The organism is Pseudescherichia sp., from assembly GCF_031998825.1.
In the GTDB taxonomy this organism is placed as follows: domain Bacteria; phylum Pseudomonadota; class Gammaproteobacteria; order Enterobacterales; family Enterobacteriaceae; genus Pseudescherichia.
On the sequence record NZ_DAMACX010000024.1, the window covers coordinates 16,689 to 39,641 of the forward strand.

At 55.9% G+C, this 22,953-nt stretch carries 20 protein-coding genes and 1 pseudogene; 7 read left to right on the forward strand and 14 right to left on the reverse strand.

From position 1 onward, the window contains the following. Positions 1–61: 61 nt before the first annotated feature. The 3 genes from RTP97_RS12495 to RTP97_RS12505 all read right to left on the reverse strand — a co-directional run bounded on the left by RTP97_RS12495 (position 62) and on the right by RTP97_RS12505 (position 2,851). Positions 62–1,030 carry a TerC family protein gene (locus RTP97_RS12495; protein WP_103821292.1) on the reverse strand — a complete coding sequence of 323 codons (969 nt, stop codon included), beginning with the start codon at positions 1,028–1,030 and terminating at the stop codon, positions 62–64. Positions 1,031–1,278: 248 nt separating this feature from the next. Continuing rightward, on the reverse strand, positions 1,279–2,280 hold the full coding sequence (locus tag RTP97_RS12500) for a Gfo/Idh/MocA family oxidoreductase (protein WP_312414000.1): 1,002 nt from the start codon (positions 2,278–2,280) through the stop codon (positions 1,279–1,281). Between the two features lie 67 nt (positions 2,281–2,347). After that, positions 2,348–2,851, reverse strand: a complete 504-nt coding sequence (locus RTP97_RS12505; protein ID WP_268109169.1) for a YgjP-like metallopeptidase domain-containing protein — start codon at positions 2,849–2,851, stop codon at positions 2,348–2,350. An 86-nt stretch (positions 2,852–2,937) separates the two neighbouring features. Between RTP97_RS12505 and rlmG the strand changes: the two genes are divergently transcribed. After that, entirely contained in the window at positions 2,938–4,074 is a 1,137-nt protein-coding gene (gene rlmG, locus RTP97_RS12510; protein WP_312414003.1) for a 23S rRNA (guanine(1835)-N(2))-methyltransferase RlmG, read from the forward strand. A gap of 65 nt (positions 4,075–4,139) precedes the next feature. Here rlmG and RTP97_RS12515 read toward each other — a convergent pair whose 3' ends face one another. After that, a complete protein-coding gene (locus RTP97_RS12515) occupies positions 4,140–6,158 on the reverse strand; it encodes an NADPH-dependent 2,4-dienoyl-CoA reductase (protein WP_312414006.1) in 2,019 nt (672 codons plus the stop codon). A gap of 148 nt (positions 6,159–6,306) precedes the next feature. Further along, the gene (gene ygjG / locus RTP97_RS12520; RefSeq protein WP_312414009.1) at positions 6,307–7,686 is read right to left on the reverse strand and encodes a putrescine aminotransferase; all 1,380 of its coding nucleotides are present in this window, start codon (positions 7,684–7,686) and stop codon (positions 6,307–6,309) included. A gap of 367 nt (positions 7,687–8,053) precedes the next feature. Between ygjG and RTP97_RS12525 the strand changes: the two genes are divergently transcribed. Together RTP97_RS12525 and RTP97_RS12530 are read left to right on the forward strand one after the other, a co-directional pair. Next, on the forward strand, positions 8,054–9,574 hold the full coding sequence (locus RTP97_RS12525; protein ID WP_312414011.1) for a methyl-accepting chemotaxis protein: 1,521 nt from the start codon (positions 8,054–8,056) through the stop codon (positions 9,572–9,574). Between the two features lie 254 nt (positions 9,575–9,828). After that, entirely contained in the window at positions 9,829–11,391 is a 1,563-nt protein-coding gene (locus RTP97_RS12530; RefSeq protein ID WP_312414014.1) for a methyl-accepting chemotaxis protein, read from the forward strand. Here the strand turns inward: RTP97_RS12530 and RTP97_RS12535 are convergent. After that, on the reverse strand, positions 11,388–11,903 hold the full coding sequence (locus RTP97_RS12535; RefSeq protein ID WP_312414016.1) for a PadR family transcriptional regulator: 516 nt from the start codon (positions 11,901–11,903) through the stop codon (positions 11,388–11,390). The two genes, RTP97_RS12530 and RTP97_RS12535, sit on opposite strands and share 4 nt — an antisense overlap. A 172-nt stretch (positions 11,904–12,075) precedes the next feature. On the opposite strand from RTP97_RS12535, the gene RTP97_RS12540 reads away from it, so the two are divergent. Further along, positions 12,076–12,846: a siderophore-interacting protein gene (locus RTP97_RS12540; RefSeq protein ID WP_312414018.1), complete on the forward strand. Its 771-nt coding sequence runs from the start codon at positions 12,076–12,078 to the stop codon at positions 12,844–12,846. 5 nt (positions 12,847–12,851) lie between these two features. Here the strand turns inward: RTP97_RS12540 and RTP97_RS12545 are convergent, their stop codons facing one another. Next, the gene (locus RTP97_RS12545; RefSeq protein WP_312414020.1) at positions 12,852–14,021 is read right to left on the reverse strand and encodes a DNA repair protein; all 1,170 of its coding nucleotides are present in this window, start codon (positions 14,019–14,021) and stop codon (positions 12,852–12,854) included. Positions 14,022–14,316: 295 nt separating this feature from the next. On the opposite strand from RTP97_RS12545, the gene RTP97_RS12550 reads away from it, so the two are divergent. Then, the gene (locus RTP97_RS12550) at positions 14,317–15,366 is read left to right on the forward strand and encodes an NAD(P)-dependent alcohol dehydrogenase (RefSeq protein WP_312414021.1); all 1,050 of its coding nucleotides are present in this window, start codon (positions 14,317–14,319) and stop codon (positions 15,364–15,366) included. A 73-nt stretch (positions 15,367–15,439) separates the two neighbouring features. Here the strand turns inward: RTP97_RS12550 and fic are convergent, their stop codons facing one another. The 3 genes from fic to RTP97_RS12565 all read right to left on the reverse strand — a co-directional run bounded on the left by fic (position 15,440) and on the right by RTP97_RS12565 (position 19,134). Next, positions 15,440–16,516: a protein adenylyltransferase Fic gene (gene fic, locus RTP97_RS12555; protein WP_312414022.1), complete on the reverse strand. Its 1,077-nt coding sequence runs from the start codon at positions 16,514–16,516 to the stop codon at positions 15,440–15,442. Between the two features lie 145 nt (positions 16,517–16,661). Beyond that, positions 16,662–18,008: an amidohydrolase family protein gene (locus RTP97_RS12560; protein ID WP_312414024.1), complete on the reverse strand. Its 1,347-nt coding sequence runs from the start codon at positions 18,006–18,008 to the stop codon at positions 16,662–16,664. A 76-nt stretch (positions 18,009–18,084) separates the two neighbouring features. After that, on the reverse strand, positions 18,085–19,134 hold the full coding sequence (locus tag RTP97_RS12565; protein WP_312414027.1) for an NAD(P)-dependent alcohol dehydrogenase: 1,050 nt from the start codon (positions 19,132–19,134) through the stop codon (positions 18,085–18,087). 111 nt (positions 19,135–19,245) lie between these two features. Here RTP97_RS12565 and RTP97_RS12570 point away from each other — a divergent pair, with 111 nt between their 5' ends. Beyond that, on the forward strand, positions 19,246–19,626 hold the full coding sequence (locus tag RTP97_RS12570; RefSeq protein ID WP_312414029.1) for a helix-turn-helix domain-containing protein: 381 nt from the start codon (positions 19,246–19,248) through the stop codon (positions 19,624–19,626). On the opposite strand, the gene RTP97_RS12575 is transcribed toward RTP97_RS12570, so the two are convergent. The 3 genes and pseudogenes from RTP97_RS12575 to tssD form a co-directional block, all read right to left on the reverse strand. After that, positions 19,623–20,024: a hypothetical protein gene (locus RTP97_RS12575; RefSeq protein ID WP_312414031.1), complete on the reverse strand. Its 402-nt coding sequence runs from the start codon at positions 20,022–20,024 to the stop codon at positions 19,623–19,625. The genes RTP97_RS12570 and RTP97_RS12575 overlap by 4 nt on opposite strands. Then, positions 20,002–20,421 (reverse strand): polymorphic toxin type 44 domain-containing protein, encoded by a 420-nt coding sequence (locus RTP97_RS12580; protein WP_312414034.1) that lies wholly within the window; start codon positions 20,419–20,421, stop codon positions 20,002–20,004. Before RTP97_RS12580 ends, RTP97_RS12575 begins: the two co-directional genes overlap by 23 nt. Before the next feature lie 2 nt (positions 20,422–20,423). After that, positions 20,424–20,753: pseudogene (gene tssD, locus RTP97_RS12585) on the reverse strand (type VI secretion system tube protein TssD); the annotation flags it as partial. Between the two features lie 322 nt (positions 20,754–21,075). Between tssD and RTP97_RS12590 the strand changes: the two are divergent. Further along, positions 21,076–21,306: a hypothetical protein gene (locus RTP97_RS12590; protein WP_312414036.1), complete on the forward strand. Its 231-nt coding sequence runs from the start codon at positions 21,076–21,078 to the stop codon at positions 21,304–21,306. Positions 21,307–21,860: 554 nt separating this feature from the next. On the opposite strand, the gene RTP97_RS12595 is transcribed toward RTP97_RS12590, so the two are convergent. Then, positions 21,861–22,946, reverse strand: a complete 1,086-nt coding sequence (locus tag RTP97_RS12595; protein WP_312414038.1) for a tyrosine-type recombinase/integrase — start codon at positions 22,944–22,946, stop codon at positions 21,861–21,863. Between the last annotated feature and the right edge of the window lie 7 nt (positions 22,947–22,953).

Consider the following 22,953-nt stretch of genomic DNA (forward strand, 5'->3'; position numbering starts at 1 on the left):
ATATTTTTTAACTAAGTATTTACATTTTTCCGGGCGGCGCTCACGCCGCCCGGCGTAATCATTATGAGAGTCGCTGCTTCTTGTCGTTCTGATGGTTAACCCAGGCGTTAATCAGCAGGGTCACCGCCAGGATCCCACCTACTACGCCCAGTGAGATGGCGATTGGGATGTGGTAGAAATCGACAATCAGCATTTTGATACCGATAAACACCAGGATCACCGACAGACCATACTTCAGCATCGCAAAACGCTCCGCCACGCCTGCCAGCAGGAAGTACATCGCACGCAGGCCAAGGATCGCGAACAGGTTCGAGGTCAGCACGATAAACGGGTCGGTGGTGACGGCAAAGATCGCCGGGATGCTATCGACCGCGAAGATCACGTCGCTCAGCTCGACGAGGATCAGCACCAGCAGCAGCGGCGTGGCATACAGCAGGCCGTTGTGTCGCACGAAGAAGTGCTCGTTCTCAATGGTATCGGTCATGCGCAGATGGCCGCGCAGCCAGCGTACCATCGGCTTGTCGCCAATCCCGGCCTCGTCCTCTTTCGCCAGCGCCATTTTGACCCCGGTAAAGAGCAGGAAGGCACCGAAGACGTAGAGCAGCCACTCGAACTGGGAGATCAGCCAGCTACCGGCGAAGATCATGATGGTACGCAGCACAATCGCGCCCAGTACGCCATAGATCAGCACCCGGCGTTGTAGAGCAGGCGGGATTGAGAAGTAGCTGAACAGCATCAGCCAGACAAAGACGTTATCCACCGCCAGCGCCTTTTCAATTAGGTAGCCGGTGAGGAAGGCGAGCGCCTGTGGATCGGCCACCGCCCGGCCTTCGGTAGAGGCGAGATACCACCAGAAGGCAGCGTTAAACAGCAGCGAGAGGGTGACCCACAGGATCGACCAACCGGCCGCCTGTTTCATGGTCATGGTATGAGTGCCACGACGGCCATGAAGCAGAAGGTCGATAGCCAGCATGATCACAACGACTACAGCGAATCCGCCCCACAGGAGCGGTGTGCCGACACTATTCATAGAGAGTTCCTTGCAGTAAAAACAAAAACGGCCAACGTCGAAAGACGGCAGCCGCTTGTTTTAGATGCACAGGGACCCGCCTTTCGGCAAGGTCTCACTTACACCCTTTTCAGGATGCCCGGCGACCGGATGCGTAAACGCATCGTAATGACGACCTGCCGGCGAAGAAGTTACTCCCCTTTGCTAGTAACAAAATATGTCAGAGCTGAGAGGGCGTCAACGTCTGCCCCCTCTGGTTTTACATACCTTTACGCCGGTAGGTCGAGCCGGGCTGCGTCATCTGCGGGAAACACTACGCCGGTCTGGCGACGGATCTCGGTAAGCAATTTCGCCGTAATGCGGCTCACCTCAAGGCCCGCGTGGTTAACCGCGTTCTCATCCACCAGTTGAGCAAACCGCTCCGCTTCATAAAGCATGGTGTTGATATGCTGTGGCTGGGTGATCTCCTGCGGCTTACCGCCGCGTGGCACAAACGATACCCGCTGGCACTCGGAAAGGTGATCGATGACCAGCGCACCCTCTTCCCCCTGAATCTCGCTTGCCAGCGAGGAGTCGCTGACCTTCGAGTGCTGTAGGGTCACGCTGAAGTCGCCATAGTTCAGCACCGCCACGCCGTGACCGTCAACGCCGCTCGGCAGCAGGCTGGCGGTAGCCTGCACGCTCTGCGGCTCGCCCCACAGTGCGACCGCCGACGCCAGGCAGTAGAAGCCGATATCCATGATCGAGCCGTTAGAGAAGGCCGGATTGAAGGTATTAGGATTCTCACCGTTGAGGTAGCGCGGATAGCGCGAGGAGTACTGGCAGTAGTTAAAGAATACCTTCCGCAGCCTGCCTACCTTCGGCAGCGACTGCTGCACCAGCTGGAAGTTGGGCAGCGCGCCGGTCTTAAAGGCTTCAAACAGCACCACGCCGTTTGCCCGTGCGACCGCGATGGCTGCCTCGGCCTCCTGCAGGTTCGAGGCCAGCGGCTTCTCGCAGATCACATGCTTTTTATGGCGCAAAAAAAGCTCGGTCTGCGGGAAGTGCAGGGAGTTCGGGCTGGCGACATAGACCGCATCGATAGCGTCACTCTGGGCCAGGGCGTCGAGAGAGGTAAAGAGGTGCTCGACGGGATAATCGCTGGCAAAGTGCTCGGCCTGCTCAAGGCTGCGGGAGTAAACGCCGGTCAGCTTCAGCTTGCCGGTCTCATGGGCGGCATCAACGAACTGGCGGGTGATCCAGTTGGTGCCAACGACTGCGAAACGTATCATAAATCCTTTATGCTCCATCGGGGACAGTCTGCCCAATGTAGCATGTCAGGATGACAAAACGAGTGCGCTATTGCGCAAAATCGCTAAGCGAGCGGTGGGTCAGCCAGAGACGGGTGTCGAACTCCAGCTGGTGGTACTGCGGCTCCATATAGCAGCAGAGCTGATAGAAGGCTTTGTCATGTTCCTTCTCCTTCAAGTGCGCCAGCTCGTGGACGGCGATCATGCGCAAGAACGGCTCCGGCGCACTGCGAAACACGGTGGCGATGCGGATCTCCGCCTTGGCCTTCAGCTTGCCGCCCTGTACCCGGGAGACGGCGGTATGCAGGCCGAGGGCGTTCTTCAGAACGTGGATCTTGTTGTCGTAGGCCACCTTGTTGATCGGCGGCGCGTTGCGCAGGAACTCGCTTTTGAGATCCTGAATATAGCTATAGAGCGCCTTGTCGGTGGTGACGCTGTGCTGGCCCGGATAGCGCTTCTCCAGCACCTCACCGAGACGGTTTTGCGCAATAAGCGACTGCACCTGGGCCAGCAGATTTTCCGGATAGCCCTGAAGATAGAGAAGATTGCTCAATATTGCCCCGCGATAAGAGTTAAAAAAGGGTATACTCACGCCCCCGCTCAGGGGAGAACACCGAATTTTACCATCCAGGAGGGCCGATGAGCCATTCAGACAACGGTTTCCGTTCACTAAACTTAAAGCGTTTTCCGGAAACGGACGACGTCAACCCGCTGCAGGCGTGGGAAGCGGCCGATGAGTATCTGCTGCAGCAGCTGGACGAAACCGAAATCAGCGGCCCGGTCCTGATTTTTAACGATCACTTTGGTGCGCTAGCCTGTGCGCTGGTGGAGCATACGCCTTTCAGCATTGGCGACTCTTACCTAAGTGAGCTGGCGACCCGGGAGAACCTGCGCCACAACGAGCTGGATGAGGGCAGCGTCACCTTCCTCGACAGCACGGCCGCTTATCCGGCCGCCCCGGGCGTGGTGCTGATCAAGATCCCGAAAACCCTCGCGCTGCTGGAGCAGCAGCTGCGCGCTTTGCGTCAGGTTGTGACGCCAGAGACGCGGATTATCGCTGGCACCAAGGCCCGCGATATCCACACCTCTACGCTGGAGCTGTTTGAGAAGGTCCTCGGTCCGACCACCACCACGCTGGCGTGGAAAAAGGCGCGACTGGTGAACTGCACCTTTAACGCGCCTGCGCTAAACGATGTGCCGGAAACCCTGAGCTGGAAGCTGGACGGCACGCCGTGGACTATCCATAACCACGCCAACGTCTTCTCCCGTACCGGGCTGGATATAGGCGCGCGCTTCTTCCTCCAGCACCTGCCGGAAAACCTGGAGGGGGAGATTGTCGATCTCGGCTGCGGTAACGGCGTGATTGGCCTGACCCTGCTGGAGAAGAACCCCGAGGCGCAGGTGGTGTTTGTTGATGAGTCGCCGATGGCGGTGGCCTCCAGCCGCCTGAACGTTGAGACCAACATGCCTGAAGCGCAGGAGCGCTGCGAGTTCATGATCAACAACGCGCTCTCCGGCGTAGAGCCGTACCGCTTCAACGCGGTGTTCTGCAACCCGCCGTTCCACCAGAAGCATGCCCTGACGGACAATATCGCCTGGGAGATGTTCCACCATGCTCGTCGCTGCCTGAAAACCAACGGCGAGCTGTATATTGTTGCCAACCGTCACCTCGACTACTTCCACAAGCTGAAGAAGATCTTTGGTAACTGCGCTACCGTCGCGACTAACAACAAGTTTGTGGTGCTGAAGGCGGTGAAGCTGGCGCGCAGGCGTTAATTCCCATTCCGGCGGAGTGGTCGTGATTTTGTAGGCCCGGTAAGCGTAGCGCCACCGGGCGTATGTTAAATCGCTAACGCTAACGTTGTTCCCTGGGCGATGGCGCGGCGGGCGTCCAGCTCCATCGCCACGTCGCAGCCGCCAATCAGATGCACCGTTTTTCCTGCCGCACGCAGCGGATCGGCCAGATCCCGACGCGGCTCCTGACCCGCACAGAGCACCACGTGATCCACCGCCAGCAGCTGCGGTTCACCGTTGATCGTGACGTGCAGCCCTTCGTCGTCGACCTTCTGGTAGCTCACCGCCGGGATCATCTTCACCCCACGCGACAGCAGCGTGGCGCGGTGGATCCAGCCGGTGGTCTTCCCCAGCCCCTCGCCGGGTTTGCCTGGCTTACGCTGAAGCATCACAATCTGCCTCGGACTTTTAGGCTGGAGCGCCCCCTCGGGACGCAGGCCGCCCACCTGCCGTAAGCTGGTATCGATTCCCCACTCAACGCAAAACTCGGCAATGTTCTGGCTGGATGGCTCTCCCGGCTGGCTCAGGTACATGGCAGTATCGAAACCGATGCCGCCGCAGCCGATGATCGCCACCTTCGCACCCACCGGCATCTTGTCGCGCAGCACCGCCAGGTAGGTCAGCACCTTCGGATGATCGATCCCCTCGATCGGCGGGATCCGTGGCTCAATGCCGCAGGCGAGGATCGTTTCGTCAAAGTCGATAAGATCCTCTGCGACCACCAGCCGGTTGAGCTGCAAACGGACGCCGGTGATATCGATCATCCGCCGGTAGTAGCGCAGGGTTTCATAGAACTCCTCTTTGCCGGGGATCTGCTTGGCGATATTGAACTGGCCGCCGATCTCCGCTCCCGCATCGAACAGCGTCACCTGATGGCCGCGCTGGGCAGCGTTCACCGCAAAGGCCAGACCCGCAGGGCCTGCGCCGACCACCGCCAGCTTTTTCGCTTTTACTGCCGGAACGATCGGCATCAGCGTCTCGTGACAGGCGCGGGGATTGACGAGGCAGGAGGTCACCTCGCCGACAAAAATCCGATCGAGGCAGGCCTGGTTGCAGCCGATGCAGGTATTGATCTCCGCCTCGCGACCGCTCTGCGCCTTCGACAGGATCTCGGCATCGGCTAGGAAGGGGCGGGCCATCGACACCATATCCGCATCGCCGCGCGCCAGCACCTCGTCGGCAACGCCGGGATCGTTAATCCGGTTGGTGGTGATCAGCGGCACCGAAACGTGGCCCTTCAGCTTGCGCGTCACCCAGCTAAAGGCGGCACGCGGCACCGGCGTGGCGATGGTGGGAATGCGCGCCTCGTGCCAGCCAATCCCGGTGTTGATGAGGGTTGCGCCTACGGCCTCCACGGCTTTTGCCAGCTGCACTGTCTCCTCGAAGGTGCCGCCGTCCTCGACTAAATCGAGCATCGACAGGCGGTAGATAATAATAAAATCGCTGCCCACGCGCTGCCGTACGGTGCGTACCACCTCGGTCGCAAAACGCATTCGGCGGGTGTAATTACCTCCCCACTCATCCTCGCGCTGGTTGGTTCTGGCCGCGAGAAACTCGTTAATCAGATACCCCTCTGACCCCATGATCTCCACCCCATCGTAGCCCGCCTCGCGTGCAAGCAGGGCGCAGCGGGCGAAATCTTCGATCAGGGCCAGGATCTCATCATGGGTCAGAGCATGGGGCGTAAAGCGGTTGATAGGTGCCCGAATAGCGGAGGGAGCCACCAGCTGCGGCTGATAGCTGTAGCGCCCGGTGTGCAGGATCTGCAGGGCGATTTTGCCGCCCTCCTGATGTACCGCGCCGGTGACCAACTGATGATGCGGCAGCTGGCTGGCATCGCACAGCGCCGCACCGCCCGCCATCGTCACGCCAGAGAGCGCTGGGGCCACGCCGCCGGTGACAATCAGCGCTACGCCGTGACGGGCGCGTTCGGCGTAGAAAGCCGCGAGACGTTCAGGGCCGTCGGGACGCTCCTCAAGGCCGGTATGCATCGAGCCCATCAGCACGCGGTTTTTCAGAGTGGTAAAGCCCAGATCGAGAGGGGCAAACAGCGACGAATAGCGCATTGTCTCTTCCAGTATAAAATTATTGTTATGTGGTCGGATGAGTTCTAATTTAGCCGTCGCAGAATAAAAGGGAAAAGGGGCGTGAAACAGTTGTGATGAGATTCAAAGAATGGCGTTGGCCCCTCTCCGCAGTGAGGGGCCAACGTAGTTAGGCTTTTTCAGTCGAGACGTTCAGCGCCGCCAGCGCCAGCCCGGCTGCTTTTAGCACCTGCTCGCACTGCTCAACCGTCAGGGTTAACGGCGGTTCGATACGAATCGTTTTTGCATTGTTCAGCGTGCCCGCTACCAGCACGCGCTGGCGGAACATCTCGCTAGCAAAGTTATATCCGCTCTCGTTATCGACAAACTCAATCGCCATCAGCATTCCTTTGCCGCGCACGTCGTACACCAGCTCGGGGTACTGACGCGCCAGCAGGCGGAAGCCATCCAGCAACATGTCGCCTTTCTGCTCGGCCTGCGCCGGCAGGTTCTCCTCCAGCAGCACGTTGATGGTCGCCAGCGCCGCGGCACAGGCCAGCGGGTTGCCGCCAAAGGTGGTCGTGTGCAGGAAGGGGTTGTCGAACAGCACCGAGAAGACCTCCTCGGTAGCGATCGTCGCGCCGATAGGCATTACGCCGCCGCCAAGCGCCTTAGCGAGGCAGAGGATATCGGGCTGCACATTCTCATGCTCGCAGGCAAACATCCTGCCGGTGCGACCCATGCCGGTCTGGACTTCATCAAAGATCAGTAGCGCACCAAACTCATCGCACAGCTTACGCACGGCAGGCAGGTACCCCGTTGGCGGCAGGATCACGCCGCCTTCGCCCTGAATAGGCTCGAGGATCACCGCTGCCACGTCATCACCGGTTTTATGGCACTCGGAGAGCAGGGTACGCATGGCCTCAATATCACCAAAGGGAACATGACGGAAGCCCGGCAGCAGCGGCATAAAGGGTTTACGGAAGGCAGATTTTGCCGTCGCTGATAGCGCCCCGAGGGATTTGCCGTGGAATGCGCCGCTGGTGGCGACGAAGGTAAACTTCCCGCGCGGCGACTGATACGCCTTCGCCAGCTTGAGGGCAGCCTCAACGGACTCGGTGCCGCTGTTGCTAAAGAAGCTGTACTTGAGTTTGCCCGGTGCAAGGGCAGCGAGGGTTTTTGCCAGCATGGCCCGGAGCGGATCGAGCAGCTCCTGGCTGTGAAGCGGTTGTTTCGCAAGCTGATTCTGTACGGCGGAAACCACAACTGGATTACGGTGCCCCACGTTAAAGATGCCAAATCCACCCAGACAATCTAAAAACTCCTGTCCCTGGGTGTCGACAAGCGTATTCAGACTTCCTGCTTGCCACTCTACGGCTCCGTAATCCCCGCCAGCAGTTACAGACTTGCGGTACTCTAAAAATCCAGGATTTACATGCTCTTTAAAGTAATCAATCACCTCTCGGTTAAGTTCTTTCATCTCCTCATGATCAAGCGTTCGCTTCTCAATGAGATTCAGGGCGTGTGCGCTACAGGCGAGGGCCGATGCGCTGGAAGGTAACCTGTTCAAAATGAGCTCCCGGGGATGGCGTATCACGCGATACTGCATAAATTATTGCAGGGATTACGCCACTTCGGCACGGGTAGCAAAAATCGGGATAAACGCCAGGTCAAAACAGGACTGTGCAAAATTTAATCATGCCAAATTATGTCAAATGTACCGAACCACGGGGCATTTTAGGATGGATTTTGCAGCTTGGCGCGATGTGCTGCACCAGATGAGTGCAGAATATGCTGCGCAGAAGGGCATATAAAAAGTGCGGTTTAGCGGCATTTTGCGATCGCGATCGGTTTTAACAACTAAAGATAAATTTTTTACCGCCGAAAAATGATTAGTCTAAAAAATTAACATATAACACCTGCAAGGAATGCCCGCCATGTCCTCTCAACGCTATGTCACCCAGAACGAGTACCTGCTGGATGATGACACCACCCTGATGTCGACCACCGATCTGCAAAGCTACCTGACCCACGCTAACGATACCTTTGTTCAGGTGAGCGGCTATACGCTTAACGAGCTGCTGGGTCAGCCACACAACCTGGTTCGCCACCCGGACATGCCGAAAGCGGCCTTTGCCGATATGTGGTACACGCTTCAGCAGGGGGAGCCGTGGAGCGGGATCGTGAAAAACCGCCGTAAAAACGGCGATCACTACTGGGTGCGGGCTAACGCGGTGCCGGTGGTGCGTAACGGCAAAACAACGGGCTATATGTCTATCCGTAACCGGGCAACGCCGGAAGAGATCGCCGCGGTTGAGCCGCTCTACAAGGCGCTGAACGAGGGGCGCTGCAGCAAGCGCATCCACAAAGGTCTGGTGGTGCGTAAGGGCTGGCTCGGCAGGCTGCCAGCCATGCCGCTGCGCTGGCGGGTCCGCGGCGTGATGGCGGTGCTGTTTGCGCTGCTGGCGGCCTCGCTCATGCTAAGCCATGCCGGATGGAGCGCGCTGGCGGCCAGCGCGGTGGTGATGCTGCTCGGCACATGGCTGTTTGAGCAGCAGATCGTCCGCCCGGTAGAGAACGTAGCGCGTCAGGCGCTGAAGGTCGCCACCGGCGAGCGGAACAGCGTCGATCACCTGAACCGCAGCGACGAGCTGGGACTCACCCTGCGCGCGGTTGGCCAGCTGGGCCTGATGTGCCGCTGGTTAATTAATGATATTTCCAGTCAGGTAGCCAGCGTGCGTAACGGCAGCGATCGCCTGGCACAGGGCAATGAAGATCTCAATGACCGCACCCGCCAGACGGTCACCAACGTTCAGCAGACCGTGGCAACCATGAACCAGATGGCAGCCTCGGTACAGAGCAACTCCGAAACCGCTGCCGAAGTCGATAAGCTATCGATGGAGGCCAGCACGGCCGCGAGCGAAGGCGGGGAGGCGATGCAGACGGTGGTGAAAACCATGGATGACATTGCCGACAGCACGCAGCGTATCGGCTCGATCACCTCGCTTATTAATGATATCGCTTTCCAGACCAATATTCTGGCGCTCAACGCGGCGGTTGAGGCGGCTCGCGCCGGGGAGCAGGGCAAAGGCTTTGCCGTGGTGGCCGGGGAGGTTCGTCACCTGGCAAACCGCAGCGCTAACGCGGCCAATGATATCCGCAAGCTGATTGATGCCAGCGCCAGTAAGGTGCAGTCCGGCGCGGATCAGGTTCACGCCGCCGGGCGTACCATGGACGACATCGTGGAGCAGGTGAAAAACGTCACGCGTCTGATTGCCCAGATCAGCCACTCTACCTCTGAGCAGGCTACCGGGCTGTCGGAGCTAACCCGGGCGGTGGCCGAGCTGGACGGCATCACGCAAAAAAATGCCGAGCTGGTAGAGGAGAGCGCGCAAATTTCTGCGATGGTTAAGCATCGCGCTAACCGTCTGGAAGATGCGGTTACCGTCCTGCATTAATTAGCTGCTTTTATTTGAAGCCGCCTGGTTGTTATCAATCAGGCGGTTTTTTTTGCGATGGTGTAATTAATTTTTAATCTATTTGTTAAATCGTGCTACTTGCGGTCATATAACGATCGATGATCCGCCATTAATAGCCTGCGCCTATCCATCATCGGAATTATCCAATATAAAAACGATCAAAGTCATAAAGTTAGCGGCGTCGTTACCGATAACGTGATCGTCATAGAGATAATCACCTTGATGGAGTATATATGTTCTTACATGACGTAAAGATTGGCACGAAGTTATTTCTGGCGTTCGGGTTCTTTATTTTATTGATGGTGGCAAGTTCCTGCCTTTCACTATTTAGCCTGAATCGCGCAAATAATGGCATGCAGACTATCGTGAACAGTGATTATCCCACCACGGTAAAAGCCAACCACCTTATCGAAAGATTTCAGACCTTCGTTAGTACCCAGCAGCTGATGCTGCTGGATAGCGAAGGGAAGTGGGGTGAAAGCATGCAGCAGCAGCTGACCGCCATCAGCGGCGAAATCACGGTGCTGCTGGACACGCTGACGAAGCAGCTCGACGAGCCGCAGGCGCAGAAGATCCTCACCGAGCTGCGCGGAATACGGCAGCAGTACCTCGACTCTCGTTTCCGTATTTTAGAGGCGGTAAAAGTCGGCAACCGGGAAGCGGCCGTTCAGGAGATGATGAACACCACCGTGCCCATCCAGAACGCCTATACGCAGAAGGTCCTGGAGCTGATCGCGATTCAGGACGCGCGAATGCGTGAAGCAGGTAACCGGGTCGATAGCGACTTCAACACTAACCGCCTGATGTTGATCCTGCTGACAGTGGTCAGCATCGCTATCGCCGTGCTGATGGGAACCTTCATTGTACGTGCCATCACTCGTCCGCTGGGGCAGGCGGTAGATCTGGCAGAGGCGATTGCTGCCGGGGATCTCACCCACTCGATTGACGTTAAACATCGGGACGAGACCGGCGTGCTGCTGAATGCCCTGATGGCCATGAAGAGCCGCCTGCTGGAGATTGTGCAGGAGGTGCAGTTTGGTTCAGAGAATATCTCCAGCGCCGCCGCGCAGATCGTTGCCGGTAACCAGGACCTGGCGGCCCGTACCGAAGAGCAGGCCAGCTCCGTGGAGCAGACCGCAGCCTCGATGGAGCAGATCACCGCCACGGTGAAAAATACCGCCAGCCACACCACAGAAGCGACTCAGCTCTCTGCCGATGCGGCGACGGTGGTGAAAAACAACGGCGCGATGATGAAGCAGGTGACGGAGAAGATGCGCGTTATTAACGACACCTCCAGCCGCATGTCCGACATCATCAACCTGATTGACGCTATCGCATTCCAGACCAATATTCTGGCGCTCAACGCGGCGGTTGAAGCCGCACGCGCAGGCGAACACGGGCGCGGTTTTGCGGTGGTAGCCGGGGAAGTACGTCAGTTGGCACAGAAAAGCGCCTCGTCGGCGAATGATATCCGCCAGCTAATTGAAGACTCCACGACCCAGGCGCGGGAAGGGATGGCGCTGGTGGAAAAAGCGGGCGGGCTGATCAACGGCATGGTGAGCAACGTCGAGGAGATGGATACCATCCTGCGGCAGATTGGCCACGCCAGCCATGAGCAGACAGAGGGCATTTCGCAGATTAACAGCGCCATCGGCCTGATCGACGCGACTACTCAACAGAACTCCAGCCTGGTAGAGGAGTCCGTGGCGGCAGCGGCGTCGCTGAACGAGCAGGCGCAGCACCTGAAGGGGCTGATCAAGGTATTCCGCATCAGCCGCGAAGAGGCTACCGCTTAATCCATCTGGGAGATCTCCAACGCCGCCCGGTCGATCACGCCGATGATCTGCTTCAGCTGGGCGGCGCTAATCTCTTCATGGTTCACCTTCAGATCCAGCACGGCCTTGAAGTTATCCAGGGCGCGTTTCATCTGCGGATTTTTACGCAGCTGGTGCCCGACGCCACGTGCTTTGATCCGCTCCTGAATATGCAGGAGATGCTCCTGATTCTCCTCCAGCCACTGCTGGCCTGCCTCGGTAATGGCAATCTTCTTACGCCCGCTCTCCTCTTCGCTAATCTCAATGAACGCCTGCTCCTGCAGGAAGTCGAGGGTCGGGTAGATCACGCCGGGGCTGGGGGTGTAGTGACCCTGGGTGAGGTTTTCGATCTCTTTGATCAGCTCATAGCCGTGGCTGGCGTTACGGGTCAGGATATCTAACACCACCAGCCGCAGCTCGCCGTGGCCGAAGAAGCGCTGACGGCGTCCGCCGTGGCTGTGATGATGGGAACGATCTTCATGGCTATGGCGCATGGTTAAAGCCTTCCTTAAATTGATATATCTAAATTATGTCTAAAGTAAGTCTACACGCCTAAATCACTGCCTGTCTAACGCTATCAAAAAAATTCTTGCAATCTTTCTAAGTAGCAATCATTATCATTTAAAATTTATTTAGATATATCGTATTCCACTTTGGATGGCTAACATGACGAAACAAGATCGACGTTATCCGCAGCGCGTACGCAATGAGCTGCGCTTTCGCGAGCTGACGGTGCTGCGCGTGGAGCGCATCGGCGCAGGTTTCCAGCGTATCGTGCTGGGGGGAGAGGCGCTGGCGGGCTTTAGCAGCCGGGGCTTTGACGATCACACTAAGGTATTCTTCCCTGAACCGGGTCAACCGTTTGTGCCGCCGACGGTAACGGAAGAGGGCATTGTCTGGGGTGACGGCGTGCGTCCGGCCTCGCGCGACTATACGCCGCTCTACGACGAAGCCCGTCGCGAGCTAAGCCTCGACTTTTTCATCCACGACGGCGGCGTTGCCAGCAGCTGGGCCGAGAATGCGCAGGTGGGTGATACCCTGACGATCGGTGGACCGCGCGGTTCACTGGTGGTGCCGGAAGATTACGCCTGGCAGCTCTACGCCTGCGACGAGAGCGGCATGCCCGCCCTGCGCCGCCGCCTGGAAACGCTGCGCCAGCTGGCGGTACGCCCGCAGGTGACGGCCATCGTCACCATCGGCGACGAGCGTTATAAGGAGTACCTGGCGCATCTGGATGAGTTTGCCATCGAGTGGATCGTTGGCCATAGCGAAGCGGCGCTGGACCAGCGTCTGGCGCAGGTTAGCGTCCCGCAGGATGACTACTTTATCTGGCTGACCGGGGAAGGAAAGGTCGTGAAAAACGTCAGCCGCCGGTTTGAGACTGACGCTATCGATCCGCAGCTGGTACGCGCTGCTGCCTACTGGCACGATAAGTAACGGCGTCAGGCTACCGCGTCGTACTGCGCCTCGCTGACCTGCCGTTCCAGCGAGGTGCACACCTCCGCCAGGGCTTTCTCTTGCTGGACGAAATAACCCTCCTGATCCTGGAGCGACGAGACCAGCTGCCAAGCGCTCTCGCCCTCCAGCTTGCTAAGCTCCGCCAGCAGCCCGGTGATGTGTGCCTTCACTTCAGCGATCCTTGCCCGCAGACGGGTCAGATCGTTGAGTCTGTCGCTGGCCATCAGCGGCCCCAGCCCCTTCTGCAGGCGGGCAAAGAGCGAGCGGACAGCGGCTACGTCGCCGCGCTGCCGGGCCTGGTTAAGTTGGACCATCATCGCGTTAGCCTCGTCTTTCAGCTCGTCGTCCACGAGATCGGGATGGCACAGCTTGCTGGCCTGCCGCCACAGCTTTTTCAGCTCCTGACGTTCGTCCTGCGAGAGCTTCTGCTCAAAGCTAAAGCGCGCCTGGGCATCGTGCTGCTGCTCCTGATACTCCTCATACTCCTGACGTGCCTCGTCCCGCGCCTGGCGAGCCGGCTCTTCCTCGCGGGTGAGTCCTTTCTCCAGCTCCTGGGCTTCGGCCAGCAGGGAGGCGATCAGGGCGTTTTGCTGCTGGACGCGACGGCGAGTATCCGCTGCCTGTGCCGAGCTGGCGGGCAGGCTGCGCCAGCGCTGGGTCAAGGACGTTAGTTCCTCAACGGCCTGGGCCATATACTGCTGGCAGCGCAGGTAGTCCGCTTCCCGCCGCCGGGCCTCCGCCTGCTGCCTGCGCAGCGTGGCCTCCGCCAGGGCCTGACGCAGGCGCAGGATCTGCGTCATCAGCGGCCCGAGACGCTTCATATAGCTGTCGTTAAAGTCGTCGAGGATCTGAATGCGGGCATTGCGCTTATCGATCAGCTCCCGCATCTGCTCCTCCAGCGCCTTCAGCTCCAGCTTGCTGGCCGCCACCTGCGGATCGTGCCACTGGGTCACCGCCCGCTGGCTCTGTAGCCAGGCGGCGATAGCCTGCAACGCCGCGGAGTAATTTTTCTGCTCCAGCGCGGCAACGATAAACGCCAGCTCAGGATCCTGAGCGTTGCTCTGCAGCCAGCCAAGCTGGCTATGGATGATGACCTCATCCTCCAGCTCAATGGCGTTTTTTATGATCTCAAGCCGTTTGATTGGTTTGTTCATGGCGTTTCGCTGTGCGCCTGGGTAGTTGACTCAAGCGTAGTTGTTATTAAAAGAACAGGAAATAGTACCGTTTCGCTAGAGATTATCATTCGCCGCGGCAAAAATAGCATCAAAAATCCAGCGCGATGTTAGCAAAGTGCAAGCGTTGCTCTGGCTACTATTCATGAATCGAACTCATAAGCGTATTAAGCGTTATTGACTGGCTAGATTATGCCAGCCGTGTAGAATTTTTAGCGACACAATTTCATTAAATCACCTCATTCACCGCTGTCTACTTCCGTTAGAGGCTATTACCATGAAAATTAAAGCAATTGGTGCATTATCCGCCGCTCAGGCGCTTGAGCCGATGGACATCAGCCGCCGCGAGCCAGGCCCGCACGACGTGCAGATTGCCATCGCGTACTGCGGGGTTTGCCACTCGGACGTACACCAGGCTCGCGCCGAGTGGGCCGGGACGCTATTTCCCTGCGTGCCTGGGCATGAGATCGTAGGCCGCGTTGCTGCCGTCGGCTCAGAGGTCACTAGCCATAAAGAGGGCGATCTGGTGGGCGTAGGCTGTATCGTTGACAGCTGTAAGCACTGCGAAGATTGTGAAGAGGGGCTGGAGAACTACTGCGACCATATGGTCGGCACCTATAACGGTCCGACGGCGGATGCCCCAGGCCATACTCTTGGCGGCTATTCGCAGCAGATCGTGGTTCATGAGCGCTACGTGCTGCGCATCAAACATCCGGAAGATCAGCTGGCTGCCGTTGCGCCGCTGCTCTGCGCCGGGATCACCACCTATTCACCGCTGCGTCACTGGCAGGCTGGTCCAGGTAAAAAAGTGGGCGTGGTCGGCATCGGCGGGCTGGGTCATATGGGGATCAAGATTGCGCACGCGATGGGCGCACACGTGGTGGCATTCACCACCTCCGAGTCCAAGCGTGAAGCAGCAAAAGCGCTGGGTGCGGATGAAGTTGTCGTCTCCCGCAACCCGGAAGAGATGCAGGCCCATACCAAGAGCTTTGATTTTATCCTCAACACCGTGGCCGCGCCGCACAACCTCGACGCCTTCACCGCCTTACTGAAGCGTGACGGCACCATGACCCTGGTGGGCGCACCGGCTACCCCGCATCCATCCCCGGAAGTCTTTAGCCTGATCATGAAGCGCCGCTCGATTGCCGGCTCGATGATCGGCGGTATCCCGGAAACTCAGGAGATGCTCGACTTCTGTGCCGAGCACGGGATCGTGGCCGACATTGAGATGATCCGCGCCGATGAGATCAATGAAGCCTGGGAGCGCATGATCAAAGGCGATGTGAAGTACCGCTTTGTCATCGACAGCGCCACGCTGGCCGGGTAACGCGCGGAACACGTAGGCCGGGTAAGCGCAGCGCCACCCGGCAGAGGTCGCCTTCTGAGGTGGTGGAAGGCGGCTAACCGTTCAGCTCCTGTAGCAGACGCGTGTTGATATAAAGCTTTTCACGCCCGGAGACCACCTCTTCTAGCACACCTATGTCCACCAGTTGCTTAAGGTAGGTTGAAGCCGTCTGCCGCTTCGCAATGCCGCTCTCAACTAAATTATCGATACGGCAGTAAGGCTGTGAAAACAATGCCTGTACCAATTCCCAGGAGTAGATTTTAGGAAGACGTTCCCGAACATAGGCGGTAGTTGATTCAATAAGTGCGCGGACAACGGCAATTTTTTTCACAGTCCAGATAGATGAGTTTTCAACTGCCTGGAGCATAAAGAGGATCCATGCTTCCCAGTCCCCCTCCGCCGTGACGCCGCGCAGCAGCGTATAGTAGTCGTTACGCCGTTCAAGAATGAACCGGGAAAGGTACAGAATAGGGAGTGACAGCAGTCCGCTCTCTATCAGATACAGAATATTCAAGATACGTCCGGTACGTCCGTTTCCATCAGGAAATGGGTGAATACATTCAAACTGATAGTGTGAAATGGCCATCTTCACTAGCGGATCTATATCGTCCTCGCCATGCAAAAAATTTTCCCAGTTTGAAAGCAGATTACGTATCGCAGACTCACCTTCTGGCGGGGTATAAACCACGCGCATATCCTGATCGCGTAGTACTGTACCAGGCGTTTTCCTGATATCCGTATCCACGGCACGCAATGTCGTACAGATCTCTACAGCGGTACTGGCGCATAAAGGATAGGTGATGAGGTGCCTGGCGCCGTTATACAATGCGGTACGGTAACGCAGCGCTTCTTTTGTTGCCGGATCGGCAAGTTCAGCTCGGTCAACGTACCGGAAAAGCCGATCGCTGGTTGTCACAATGTTCTCAATACGTGAGGAGTCTTTCGCTTCCAGCATTGGCAGCAGGTTTATCAGCAAGCCCTGGTCCGGTAATAGTTCTCCGGCGATTTTTAATTCAGCCAGCGCGGCACGGGCGCTGATGCAGGCTTTAAGCACGCTTCGCGTTTCGATGGACGCTACATCTGGAGGTAGCAGCGGCAGCTGATTGTAAGGTTTGTCTGGCATCCATAACATGTTTAAAAAATCCGATTTTATCGACATGTGCCCATAATATGTCGATGATATCGACATGTCACGACAACATGTTTAAAAAAAACGATTTAATCGACATATTATTGAGGGTAAAAAGAGGCAACTCGATAGCGTTGCTCTCGATTCATTACTCCGCCCGCTCAACCATCCCTTTTGCCGAGTCGCTGGCCTGCTTCATCAGCGCAGGCAGATCAACCTCCACTAGCTGACCATTCCGTTTCACCACCTTGCCGTCTACCAGCACCGTCTGCACATTTTGTGGCTGGGCGGAGTAGAGGATGTAAGCCGCCGGATCGCCGCCGCCGAAACCTGCCATATTCAGACTGGCTGGATCGATAATCTGCATATCAGCCCGCTTGCCGGGCTCGAGGGTGCCGGTGATATCCGCCAGCCCCAGCGCCTCGGCACCGCGTCGAGTCGCCAGCGCCAGTACATCACGCGGATCCGGCTGCGCTTCATCCTTCGCCGCACCGCTCTCGGTCAGGGCCGCGAGGCGCAGGTTTTCAAACATATTCCCCGTTCCGGCCAGGGCGTTGCCATCGATGCCCAGCCCCTGGCGCTCAACGTTGCGGAAGTTATCCAGCCGGGTAATGCCGTAGGCCACCCGCTGCTCGCTGGTGGGCGTCAGCACCAGAGAGCCTCCGGCCTTCACCAGCGCCGCCTGCTGCTCTGGCGTAGCATCCGTGGCATGCACCACGGTAACGGAAGAGTTTAGATAGCCGCGTGCGATCAGAGCATCGAACAGGTTCTTCGCATCGCCGCTAACGTGAACCTGTACCGGCAGCTTATGCTTGCGGGCGAAGTTAAACTCCTTGTCCCGCATCGCCCAGTTATCCTGGCTCTGAAGATCGCGCGGCAGACGCCAGCCCAGGCCCAAACGCACGCGGTCCGTTGCCTGCTGCTGTAGCGCTGCCATATGCTCGATATCAATTTCGTGCTGCGTGGTTTTATCCGGCCCGCCGTAGTACATGATGGCGCGGATGCCGCTCTCCTTCAGGGCGGTAAGGCCAGCGTCGCCCCATTCAGGACCGTGAATATTGTCAAAGAAGTCACCGGTGGTGGTCACGCCGGACTGCAACAGCTCCAGCGCCCCTGTATACATCGCGGTATGGATATCCTGAGGCTGCATCACCTTCGCCAGCTTATTGCTCACCGGAAAGAACTTGCCGCCGTTGTTACGGAACTGGCCACGCATAGTGGTTACCCAGAGGTGATTATGCGCATCGACAAATCCTGGCAGAACATATTTCCCGCTGGCATCGATCACCTCGGCACCCGGCGCGCTGAGATCGGATCCGATCTCGACGATCTTATTGCCCTCAATCAGAATATCGCTGTTGGGCCGATCTTTGCCGTCAGCAGTCATCGGCAGCACGTAGCCGTTACGGATCAGGGTGCGGTTGTTGTCAGCGGCGGCGGTAATAGAGGAGAGGCCCAGCAGCAGGGCAGGGAGAAACGGCAGCACTCGGGTCATGCTTACTCCTTAACTCGATGATAAAGCAGGAGCATTAAGCTTAGGAGTGCTGCCGGGATCGCGCCAGAGGCGATCGTTACCAGCGGGTTCGCTGCATATCAATCACGAACCGGTACTTCACGTCGCCTTTCAGCATGCGCGCAAAGGCTGTTTCGATCTCTTCCCCAGCGATCATCTCAACGTCGGCGGTAATATTGTGCTTGCCGCAGAAATCCAGCATCTCCTGGGTTTCCTTGATGCTGCCGATCGACGAGCCGCTGATGCTCAAGCGGCGGAACACCATCGGCGTGACGTTAGGTGACAGGTGCGGACGATCGGGAATGCCCACCAGCACCAGCCGACCATTGGTTTTCAACGTTGCCAGGTAAGGATCGAGATCGTGCGGGGCAGCCACGCAGTCGACGATCAGATCCAGCGTGGTCTGGGCTGCCGCCATCTGTGCGGCATCGCGAGAGACCACCACGTGACGTGCACCGAGACGACGGGCATCCTCACCTTTTTGCGGGGAGGTGGTAAACAGGGTTACTTCCGCCCCCAGCGCGCTCGCCAGCTTAACGGCCATATGGCCCAGACCGCCAAGGCCGACGACGCCAACGCGCATGCCAGCCTGAACGTTATAGTGGCGCAGCGGAGACCAGACCGTCACCCCCGCGCAGAGCATCGGCGCCACGCCCGACAGGGGCAGGTGCTGTGGTACCGAGACCACAAAATCCTGATCGACAACCACGTTCTGCGCATAGCCGCCCCAGGTGCTCTCCCCGGTATATTTATCGATTCCGTTATAGGTTGCCGTGAAGCCCGCCTCGCAGTACTGCTCCTCCTGCTGCTTGCAGAAGTGGCACTCGCGGCAGGAGTCAACCATCACGCCGACGCCGACGATATCGCCCGCTTTAAACTTATCGACCCCTGCGCCGGTCTCGACGATGCGGCCAACAATCTCATGACCCGGTACCAGCGGATAGCGGCTCACCGCCCACTCGTTACGTGCCATATGCAGATCGGAGTGGCAGACGCCGCAGTAGAGGATCTCAATCTTCACGTCCTGCTGTTGCAGCGGGCGCAGCGCAATCTGGCCGCTGGAGAGGGGCTGCGCCGCGTCCGTCGCGACTAATGCGTTAATTTTCATCGTGCCTCTGAAATAGGGTGCTTTTATTCAAGGAAGGCGGCAGACTTTAATTAAGTTGGTTCGATATTGATAGTAGTCACCAAATGGTGACCATAAACCGGAGGGTAAACAATGCCTGCATGGGTAGACGGCAAGCTGATGTTTTATGCGGACTCGCCTCCGCGCCGCCTGATGGATCTCTTCTCCGTCAAATGGAGCACGATGGTGCTGCATGCCCTTTATCACTGGCCTGGCGAGCGCGCCCGCACCGGGGAGCTACAGCGCAGCCTGGAGGGCATCTCCAAGAAGATGCTGTTTCAAACGCTGAAAGAGCTGGAGCAGCGCGGCCTCATCGCCCGGCATGTTTATGACGTTATTCCGCCGAAGGTGGATTACCGACTGACCACGCTGGGCAAGACCTTTGCCGAACCGATAGAGCAGATGTACCAGTGGGGGCTGGAGAATCAGGCGGCGCTGGATGAGATGGAGAGGAATTTGCAGTCTGGCGCTTAATAGGGTGAGGCGTTGAGGTAAATTCCGACGCTATCACTCACGTTCCTGAATGAGTAAACATTGCCATGCACGCGCAGGTAAAGCTGTCCCGCTTTTACCTCCGTTATGGTTTTGTCGTCATTGGTTATCATAAATGCAGTTTCACTTTTTACATGCTCCATAAAATCGGTATCGCTCTTTTTTGCATCATACAGATAATAATGATACGAAAATGATGTCATAGCACCTGCGCTAGCTTGGGTAACGTAAAGGTTTACGGCGTTGTTAATTTTAACTTTTTTGTATAACTCATGCTCTACCGGGAAGGTCATGAAAAAGACAATCCATCCAAGCCAGATGAGAAATAATAAAATCGGTATGAGAATGTAACGTTTTTTAAAAACCCGCTGTTTTTGCATATTCAATTCCGGCCTTTATCCATGCTTGATCATTTGGATCATCCCCATAAGGTGAAGAGTCATACCAGTGACCGTTACTTGCTTCACCATTTCCAGATCTTGATTGTGCCCATCCAGCCGCTCTTAGCAAAACGTGTTCTGGTATGCCTGCTGCCGTACCAACCGCACCATAATTAAAATTACCAAAGTCAGCATACTCGCGGCCGATTCTGGTTTTGTAATCCCATGGGCCATGTAACCTTACCTGTTGGTAGAACCATGCATATGTCAATGCAGATGGTCCCCCATGCAGACGGGATAACATCATGTTGTTCACAATTGACACGCCTGGAGGAACAAACAGATTGTCGGGATAGGGGATTTGCGAGGGATTAGCAGGAGTCGTTAAATATCGCATGATTAACGCTCTGTCCAGCTATCCGCAAACTGTAAATTTCCATCGCAGTATTTCCAGGTGATTTTTTTGTAACGCAGTTCTACAAGTTCTAGATGATTATGTTTTTCTTTGGCAGGGTCCTTAATGTCATGCATTAAAGGAGAAACGGAAACTATTTTAACATCCTCTAACAGCATATTATAATATTCAGCCTCCTGTCCGGCATCATTGATTTTGTACCATTTAATTACTGCAGATTTCATCGTTTGCCCGGTTGCAACAGCTTTCATAAGGTATGGAGAAGATGAGTCAATCTCTTTTTGAAATAGTACAGGAGCATGTTGGCGCGTTCCCATTTTTACGCACCGTTTCATTAAAATTCGTTAATAGAAAAGAGTAATTTACGACGGTGCTAAAAAAATATCTAATCAAAAAATAGTCTTTTTTGAGACAGATATAACAGTTGCAATTATGAAAGTAATAGTTTAAGTAAGGCGGCGATTATTTTTAGGAAGAGTAATCGAATATGTTATGAGAAAAACTAATGATTTCGGTAGTTATGTAAGATATCTAACTTTTTCGGAATTTCACCTGAAAAAAGCATTTTTAGATTAACAAAGAGTCTCATGCAGGTGTAAGAGGGTGAGCGACACAATGCACTTAAAAGGATGCAACATGGCTAGCAGTACAGATATGTGGCGCTATAGCATTACAGTTTCGCCTGGTAGTTATTTGATTGCAAACCAATCATCCGGCAGCATGTTTTGCTACGGACTAATCTGGTTCAAGCATGCATTCACAGGAATTAAGTATAGCTGCATTATGCAGGGAGATAAGCTCTGGGCTTATGGTGATGTCACAGTGATTGGAAATGCATCAGGTCAATGCGATGTCCAATCCGATTAAGTGGACGCTGCGGCTGGTAATATTTTTTGCTATCACGTTCGTGTTAATGTGTTCAGGGATATTCGACCCGCTTGCAGAAAGTCTAAAGTATACCGTCACGAACCTGATGAATTATATCCCGACAGATAAATGGGAGCCTTATCCTGAACGGGTAGAAGATAACTACTTCACAATGTACATCGTGTTTAACGCATTGGCGGCTGCTGTGGCTGTTCTTATTGGAGAAAAGGTAGTTTGGTTAGTCCGGAATACTTAAAGGATTAAGGGTCACATGGATTGCATGGCGGTCTGAATCTGCTGCCGAAGGTAGATTAACCGCTGACGGCGCTCGCGTTTATGATGGAGACAGTTGAGCGTCGAATATGGATGGTGTAAAAAACCATCGCCATTTCATCGTCACTCAAAAAGTACCAACAAAAAAGCCACCCTCTGTGGGTGGCTTAATTATATGATCTTAAAGCTAAAATTTGGTGGCCCCTGTTGGGTTTGAACCAACGACCAAGCGATTATGAGTCCGAACCATATTTCATTAAAAACAATGATTTACCGTAAATTCAAGCGCATATGATTTCGTATATTGTCGAAAAGTATTGAATAGTGCTGCGCTGTGCTGCCATTTTGCTGCCACTAATTAGGTTTAAGGGGTTAAGTTGAACCGCTTCTGTTAGGTGGTCGGGGGCAAAGTGAGCATACCGCATTGTAACTTTAATATCCGTATGTCCGAGGATGCGTTGTAAGACCAGAATGTTGCCGCCCCCCATCATGAAATGGCTGGCAAAAGTATGTCGAAGAACATGCGATAGCTGGCCGTCTGGCAGCTCTATCCCGGCGCGATTAATCGCGCTCCTGAATGCTGAATAACATCCGGTAAAGAGTGGTTTCGAGGTTCGACTTTTGGGTAGCAGTTCGTAAAGCTCATCACTGATTGGAACCGCGCGGTTCTTCTTACCTTTCGTTTTGATAAAAGTGATCTTGCCAGGGCTTATCTGTTTGCCGGTTAAGCTTTCCGCCTCTCCCCATCTTGCGCCGGTAGCAAGGCAGATTTTAACAATCGTGGCTAAATCCTCTGCTTTGCTTTTCTCGCACTCTTCAAGCAAGCGTGTCGCTTCCTCAACTGTAAGCCAGGCCAGCTCAACTTCTGCGATCTTAAACTCTCTTACGTTTTCGAGAGGGTTTGGTGCTGTCCAATCATCAAGTCTTTTCAGCTCATTGAACATAGCCCGAAAGTAAGCCAGTTCGAGATTTACCGTGCGAGGAGTTACAGACTTAACGCGATCAGAACGGGTTATTTTCCCGCTTAACCGCTGCTCTCTATACGTTGAGAATAATTTAGCGTTAAATTCAGTTGCGAGGGGATCACCCATAGCGAGACAGGCAAACTCCATCGCGCCTTTACGCTTCTCGCCATCAGCGAGTGTTACACCGTGTGCGTTATACCAGGCTGTAACCAAATCTCGAACGCGGCGTTTGTCTGTTTTCTCACCCAGCCACGGCTTATCCTGGGCCTGTTCCTTTACATGGCGTTCATATGCTAGGGCTTCCCCCTTGGTGGCAAACTGGCGGCGGATGCGTTTTCCATCGCGCCCGTTCGGGAATACCTGAGCTTGCCACTTGCCATTGGCGAGTTTGCTTACGGCCACTTAATAA

What these genes read in the sequence shown, in the direction of transcription:
- RTP97_RS12530 (WP_312414014.1), top strand. Translation starts at nt 9,829, where the DNA reads ATGTTCTTACATGACGTAAAGATTGGCACGAAGTTATTTCTGGCGTTC.
- rlmG (WP_312414003.1), top strand. Translation starts at nt 2,938, where the DNA reads ATGAGCCATTCAGACAACGGTTTCCGTTCACTAAACTTAAAGCGTTTT.
- RTP97_RS12575 (WP_312414031.1), bottom strand. Translation starts at nt 20,024, where the DNA reads ATGCAAAAACAGCGGGTTTTTAAAAAACGTTACATTCTCATACCGATT.
- RTP97_RS12560 (WP_312414024.1), bottom strand. Translation starts at nt 18,008, where the DNA reads ATGACCCGAGTGCTGCCGTTTCTCCCTGCCCTGCTGCTGGGCCTCTCC.
- fic (WP_312414022.1), bottom strand. Translation starts at nt 16,516, where the DNA reads ATGTTATGGATGCCAGACAAACCTTACAATCAGCTGCCGCTGCTACCT.
- RTP97_RS12550 (WP_312414021.1), top strand. Translation starts at nt 14,317, where the DNA reads ATGAAAATTAAAGCAATTGGTGCATTATCCGCCGCTCAGGCGCTTGAG.
- RTP97_RS12495 (WP_103821292.1), bottom strand. Translation starts at nt 1,030, where the DNA reads ATGAATAGTGTCGGCACACCGCTCCTGTGGGGCGGATTCGCTGTAGTC.
- RTP97_RS12500 (WP_312414000.1), bottom strand. Translation starts at nt 2,280, where the DNA reads ATGATACGTTTCGCAGTCGTTGGCACCAACTGGATCACCCGCCAGTTC.
- RTP97_RS12545 (WP_312414020.1), bottom strand. Translation starts at nt 14,021, where the DNA reads ATGAACAAACCAATCAAACGGCTTGAGATCATAAAAAACGCCATTGAG.
- RTP97_RS12590 (WP_312414036.1), top strand. Translation starts at nt 21,076, where the DNA reads ATGGCTAGCAGTACAGATATGTGGCGCTATAGCATTACAGTTTCGCCT.
- RTP97_RS12525 (WP_312414011.1), top strand. Translation starts at nt 8,054, where the DNA reads ATGTCCTCTCAACGCTATGTCACCCAGAACGAGTACCTGCTGGATGAT.
- RTP97_RS12570 (WP_312414029.1), top strand. Translation starts at nt 19,246, where the DNA reads ATGCCTGCATGGGTAGACGGCAAGCTGATGTTTTATGCGGACTCGCCT.
- RTP97_RS12540 (WP_312414018.1), top strand. Translation starts at nt 12,076, where the DNA reads ATGACGAAACAAGATCGACGTTATCCGCAGCGCGTACGCAATGAGCTG.
- RTP97_RS12565 (WP_312414027.1), bottom strand. Translation starts at nt 19,134, where the DNA reads ATGAAAATTAACGCATTAGTCGCGACGGACGCGGCGCAGCCCCTCTCC.
- RTP97_RS12580 (WP_312414034.1), bottom strand. Translation starts at nt 20,421, where the DNA reads ATGCGATATTTAACGACTCCTGCTAATCCCTCGCAAATCCCCTATCCC.
- RTP97_RS12535 (WP_312414016.1), bottom strand. Translation starts at nt 11,903, where the DNA reads ATGCGCCATAGCCATGAAGATCGTTCCCATCATCACAGCCACGGCGGA.
- RTP97_RS12515 (WP_312414006.1), bottom strand. Translation starts at nt 6,158, where the DNA reads ATGCGCTATTCGTCGCTGTTTGCCCCTCTCGATCTGGGCTTTACCACT.